The sequence below is a fragment of the Pseudomonas citronellolis genome (genome assembly GCF_029335315.1).
Classification (GTDB): domain Bacteria; phylum Pseudomonadota; class Gammaproteobacteria; order Pseudomonadales; family Pseudomonadaceae; genus Pseudomonas; species Pseudomonas citronellolis_A.
Map to the genome: position 1 here is coordinate 1 of NZ_JARJLT010000310.1, position 4,986 is coordinate 4,986.

The 4,986-nt window shown below is 61.8% G+C and carries 6 protein-coding genes; 5 read left to right on the plus strand and 1 reads right to left on the minus strand.

The genetic code is table 11. The features are described from left to right. Positions 1-6: 6 nt before the first annotated feature. Positions 7-1,044 (minus strand): NADP(H)-dependent aldo-keto reductase, encoded by a 1,038-nt coding sequence (locus P3W75_RS23380; RefSeq protein WP_276229697.1) that lies wholly within the window; start codon positions 1,042-1,044, stop codon positions 7-9. A gap of 244 nt (positions 1,045-1,288) precedes the next feature. On the opposite strand from P3W75_RS23380, the gene rplM reads away from it, so the two are divergent. The 5 genes from rplM (at position 1,289) to P3W75_RS23405 (ending at position 4,970) form a co-directional block, all read left to right on the plus strand. Continuing rightward, entirely contained in the window at positions 1,289-1,717 is a 429-nt protein-coding gene (rplM, locus tag P3W75_RS23385; protein WP_009617884.1) for a 50S ribosomal protein L13, read from the plus strand. A gap of 14 nt (positions 1,718-1,731) precedes the next feature. Beyond that, positions 1,732-2,124 carry a 30S ribosomal protein S9 gene (gene rpsI / locus P3W75_RS23390; RefSeq protein ID WP_009617885.1) on the plus strand — a complete coding sequence of 131 codons (393 nt, stop codon included), beginning with the start codon at positions 1,732-1,734 and terminating at the stop codon, positions 2,122-2,124. A 262-nt stretch (positions 2,125-2,386) separates the two neighbouring features. Beyond that, positions 2,387-2,977: a ubiquinol-cytochrome c reductase iron-sulfur subunit gene (gene petA / locus P3W75_RS23395; protein WP_276229698.1), complete on the plus strand. Its 591-nt coding sequence runs from the start codon at positions 2,387-2,389 to the stop codon at positions 2,975-2,977. Further along, positions 2,977-4,188 (plus strand): cytochrome b, encoded by a 1,212-nt coding sequence (locus P3W75_RS23400; RefSeq protein WP_276229699.1) that lies wholly within the window; start codon positions 2,977-2,979, stop codon positions 4,186-4,188. The genes petA and P3W75_RS23400 overlap by 1 nt, the downstream gene beginning before the upstream one ends. Then, positions 4,188-4,970 (plus strand): cytochrome c1, encoded by a 783-nt coding sequence (locus tag P3W75_RS23405; protein ID WP_276229700.1) that lies wholly within the window; start codon positions 4,188-4,190, stop codon positions 4,968-4,970. Before P3W75_RS23400 ends, P3W75_RS23405 begins: the two co-directional genes overlap by 1 nt. Positions 4,971-4,986 lie beyond the last annotated feature (16 nt).

The following is a 4,986-nucleotide window of genomic DNA, read 5'->3' on the forward strand; positions in this document are numbered from 1 at the left end:
GGGCTCTCAGGGCGCGGGGTTCGGCTGGTCCTTGTGGATCGCCTCGATGCCGGCCAGGACCTCATCGGACAACTGCAGCTGGAAGCTGGCGAGGTTGCTCTCCAGTTGCTCCAGCGAGGTCGCGCCGATGATGTTGCTGGTCACGAACGGCTGGCGGGTGACGAAGGCCAGGGCCATCTGCGCCGGGTCCAGGCCGTGCTCGCGGGCCAGCGCCACGTAGCGGGCACAGGCGCGCTCGCTCTGCGGGTTGGTATAGCGGGTGAAGCGGCTGAACAGGGTGATCCGCGCGTTGGCCGGGCGTGCGCCGTTGTCGTACTTGCCCGAGAGCATGCCGAAGGCCAGCGGCGAGTAGGCCAGCAGGCCGCACTGTTCGCGAATGGCGATTTCCGCCAGGCCCACCTCGAAGCTGCGGTTGAGCAGGTTGTAGGGGTTCTGGATCGACACCGCGCGCGGCCAGCCGCGCTGTTCGGCCAGTTGCAGGAAGCGCATGGTGCCCCAGGGCGTCTCGTTGGACAGGCCGATGTGGCGGATCTTGCCGGCGCGCACCTGCTCGTCGAGCACTTCCAGGGTTTCCTCCAGCGGCGTGAAGTCCTGCTCCTTGTGCTGGTAGCCCAGCTGGCCGAAGAAGTTGGTGCTGCGCTCGGGCCAGTGCAGTTGGTAGAGGTCGATCCAGTCGGTCTGCAGGCGCTTCAGGCTGGCGTCGAGGGCGGCCACGATGTTTTTGCGGTCGTGCCTGAGCTGGCCGTCGCGGATGTGCGCGATGCCGTTGCCGGGGCCGGCGACCTTGCTGGCGAGAATCCAGTCGGCGCGGTCGCCGCGCTGGCGGAACCAGTTGCCGATGATCTGTTCGGTGCGCGAGTAGGTTTCGGCCCTCGGCGGCACCGGGTACATCTCGGCGGTATCGATGAAGTTGAGGCCGGCGGCCTTGGCCAGGTCGATTTGCGCGAAGGCCTGGCTCTCGGTGTTCTGCTCGCCCCAGGTCATGGTCCCCAGGCACAGTGCGCTGACGTTCAGTCCGGTGCGGCCGAGCGGGCGGTACTCCATGGCGTCTCCTCGTGAAATCAAATGGTTAACAAGGTTGTAAATTCTGCCGGAATCTGCATAATTCGCCAGCCTTTCATCGGTGGGGGATGCCACGCCTGCCGATTGATACATCTAGTCGTTACGGACGCACACTGACCCGAGCCCCAAATCGTGTCTGTTTCTGGCTGTCCTTGACTTGTCAAGGCAACCACTGTCCAGTAAGATTCGCCGTCTTATTTTCAGGCGGCCCCTGAGGCTATAACGAATGAAAACTTTCACCGCGAAACCAGAAACTGTTAAGCGCGACTGGTTCGTCGTCGACGCTGCTGGCCTGACCCTGGGTCGTCTGGCTACCGAAATCGCTACCCGCCTGCGCGGCAAGCACAAGCCGGAATACACCCCGCACGTTGACACCGGCGACTACATCGTCGTCATCAACGCCGAACAGGTTCGTGTCACCGGCGCCAAAGCCACCGACAAGATGTACTACCATCACTCGGGCTTCCCGGGCGGTATCAAGTCGATCAACTTCGAGAAGCTGATTGCCAAGGCTCCCGAGCGCGTCATCGAGATCGCCGTCAAAGGCATGCTGCCGAAGAACCCGCTGGGTCGCGACATGTACCGCAAGCTGAAAGTGTACAAGGGTGCCAACCACCCGCACACCGCTCAGCAGCCTCAAGAACTGAAGATTTAACGGGATAGCACATCATGTCGGCGACTCAAAATTACGGCACTGGCCGTCGTAAGACCGCTACCGCACGCGTATTCCTGCGTCCGGGTACCGGCAATATCTCCATCAACAACCGCAGCCTGGACGTGTTCTTCGGCCGCGAGACCGCTCGCATGGTCGTTCGTCAGCCGCTCGAGCTGACCGAGAACACCGAGAAGTTCGACATCTACGTCACCGTCGTCGGTGGTGGTGTCAGCGGCCAGGCCGGCGCGATCCGTCACGGTATCACCCGTGCCCTGATCGAGTACGACGAAACCCTGCGCAGCGCCCTGCGCAAAGCCGGCTACGTCACCCGCGATGCTCGTGAGGTTGAACGTAAGAAAGTTGGTCTGCGTAAAGCGCGTAAGCGTCCGCAGTACTCCAAGCGTTAATACGACGCTTCGAAAAAAACGCCCAGCGCCGAGAGGACTGGGCGTTTTTTTATGCCTAGGATTAAGAGGGTCGGCAATTTATGCGGCAAGGTGTCGCACGCTTGAAAGCCGCGTGGTGCAAGGGCTCCAGCTTTTGCTTGAAAGGTAATTACCTTGTCAGCTACAGGGCTTTTATTTAACATTTGGCGAATTTTTCTGCGGCACAACTTTTACTCAAAGGCCCGAGAAGATAACGGGCTAAATGCTGATGGGAGACGACTGAATGAGTAATGACGGCGTGAATGCAGGCCGGCGCCGCTTCCTCGTCGCGGCCACTTCGGTGGTCGGCGCCGCGGGAGCTGTCGGAGCTGCGGTCCCGTTCGTGGGGTCATGGTTCCCCAGTGCCAAGGCCAAGGCGGCTGGCGCACCGGTGAAGGTGAACGTCGGCAAGATCGAGCCAGGCCAGCAGGTCATCGCTGAATGGCGCGGCAAGCCGGTGTTCCTGGTGCACCGAACCAAGGAAATGCTCGACGCACTGCCCACCCTGGATGGCCAACTGGCCGACCCGGAGTCGAAGGCCTCCGACCAGCCCACCTACGTCGATCCCAAGCTGCGCTCCATCAAGCCCGAGCTCGCCGTCATCGTCGGTATCTGCACCCACCTGGGCTGCTCGCCGACCTTCCGCCCGGAAGTCGCTCCCGCCGACCTCGGCCCGGACTGGAAGGGTGGCTACTTCTGCCCCTGCCACGGCTCCCACTACGATCTGGCCGGTCGCGTCTACAAGGGCCAGCCCGCGCCCCTGAACCTGCCGATTCCGCCCTATAGCCTCGATGGTGATGTGCTGACCATCGGCGTGGACCAGGAGAAAGCCTGATGAACAAGTTCATGGCTTGGGTCGATGCCCGCTTCCCCGCTACCAAGATGTGGGAAGACCATCTGAGCAAGTATTACGCGCCGAAGAACTTCAACTTCTGGTACTTCTTCGGGTCCCTGGCGCTGCTGGTGCTGGTCAACCAGATCCTCACCGGCATCTGGCTGACCATGAGCTTCACGCCGTCCTCGGAAGAAGCCTTCGCCTCCGTGGAATACATCATGCGCGATGTGGACTACGGCTGGATCATCCGCTACATGCACTCCACCGGTGCCTCGGCGTTCTTCGTCGTGGTCTACCTGCACATGTTCCGCGGCCTGCTCTACGGCTCCTACCAGAAGCCGCGCGAGCTGGTGTGGCTGTTCGGCATGTTGATCTACCTCGCCTTGATGGCCGAGGCCTTCATGGGCTACCTGCTGCCCTGGGGCCAGATGTCCTACTGGGGTGCCCAGGTGATCATCTCGCTGTTCGGTGCCATCCCGGTGGTCGGCGAGGCCCTGGCGCAGTGGATTCGCGGTGACTTCCTGATTTCCGGCATCACCCTGAACCGCTTCTTCGCCCTGCACGTGATCGCCCTGCCGATCGTCCTGCTCGGCCTGGTCGTGCTGCACATCCTGGCGCTGCACGAAGTCGGCTCGAACAACCCCGACGGCGTGGACATCAAGAAGAAGAAGGACGAGAACGGCATTCCGCTGGACGGCATCCCGTTCCACCCGTACTACACCGTCAAGGACATCGTCGGCGTAGTGGTCTTCCTGTTCGTCTTCTGCACCGTGATCTTCTTCTTCCCGGAAATGGGCGGGTTCTTCCTCGAGAAGCCCAACTTCGAGATGGCGAACCAGTTCAAGACCCCGGAACACATCGCCCCGGTGTGGTACTTCACCCCGTTCTACGCGATCCTGCGCGCCGTTCCGGACAAGCTGATGGGCGTCATCGCCATGGGCGCCGCCATCGCCGTGCTGTTCGTGCTGCCCTGGCTGGACCGTAGCCCGGTGCGTTCGATGCGTTACAAGGGCTGGCTGAGCAAGATCTGGCTGGTGGTCTTCGCGGTGTCGTTCGTCATCCTCGGCTACTACGGCTCGCAAGCTCCGTCGCCGCTGGGCACCACGCTGTCGCGTCTGTGCACCATCCTGTACTTCGCCTTCTTCATCCTGATGCCGTTCTACACCCGGATGGAGAAAACCAAACCGGTTCCGGAAAGGGTGACTGGCTGATGAAAAAGCAATTCGCAGCATTGATTCTGGCCCTGGTGCCCCTCTTCGGCTTCGCCGCCGAAGGCCACGGACCGGCCCTCGATCACGTCGACATCGACCTGACCGACAAAGCCGCCATGCAGGATGGCGCACGTACCTTCGCCAACTACTGCATGGGTTGCCACAGCGCCAAGTTCCAGCGTTACGAGCGTGTCGCCAGGGATCTCGGGATTCCCGAGGAGCTGATGCTCAGCCACATCGCCTTTACCGGGGCGAAGATTGGCGACCACATGGAAATCGGCATGAAACCGGCCGACGCCAAGGTGTGGTTCGGCGCCGCGCCGCCGGACCTGACCCTGGTCGCCCGCGTACGCGGCGCCGACTGGCTGTACAGCTACCTGCGTTCGTTCTACGAGGACCCCAAGCGTCCCTGGGGTGTGAACAACAAGGTGTTCCCCAACGTCGGCATGCCCAACGTGCTGGGTAGCGTGCAGGGTCGCCAGGTTATCGGTTGCAAGCAGATCCAGGTCGTGGAGAATGGCAAGAAGCAGTTCGATCCGCTGACCGGCACGCCGCTGACCCACGAGGCCTGTGACCAGCTCACCATCGTGCCGAAGACCGGCCAGCTGACCGAAGCGCAGTTCGACGAGAAGGTGAAGAACCTGGTGACCTTCCTGGCTTACTCGGCAGACCCGAACAAGCTGGAGTCCCACCGCATCGGCACCTACGTCCTGCTGTTCCTGGCCTTCTTCTTCGTGTTCGCCTACCTGCTCAAGCGCGAATACTGGAAGGACGTGCACTAAAAGCACAGCCAGCTCC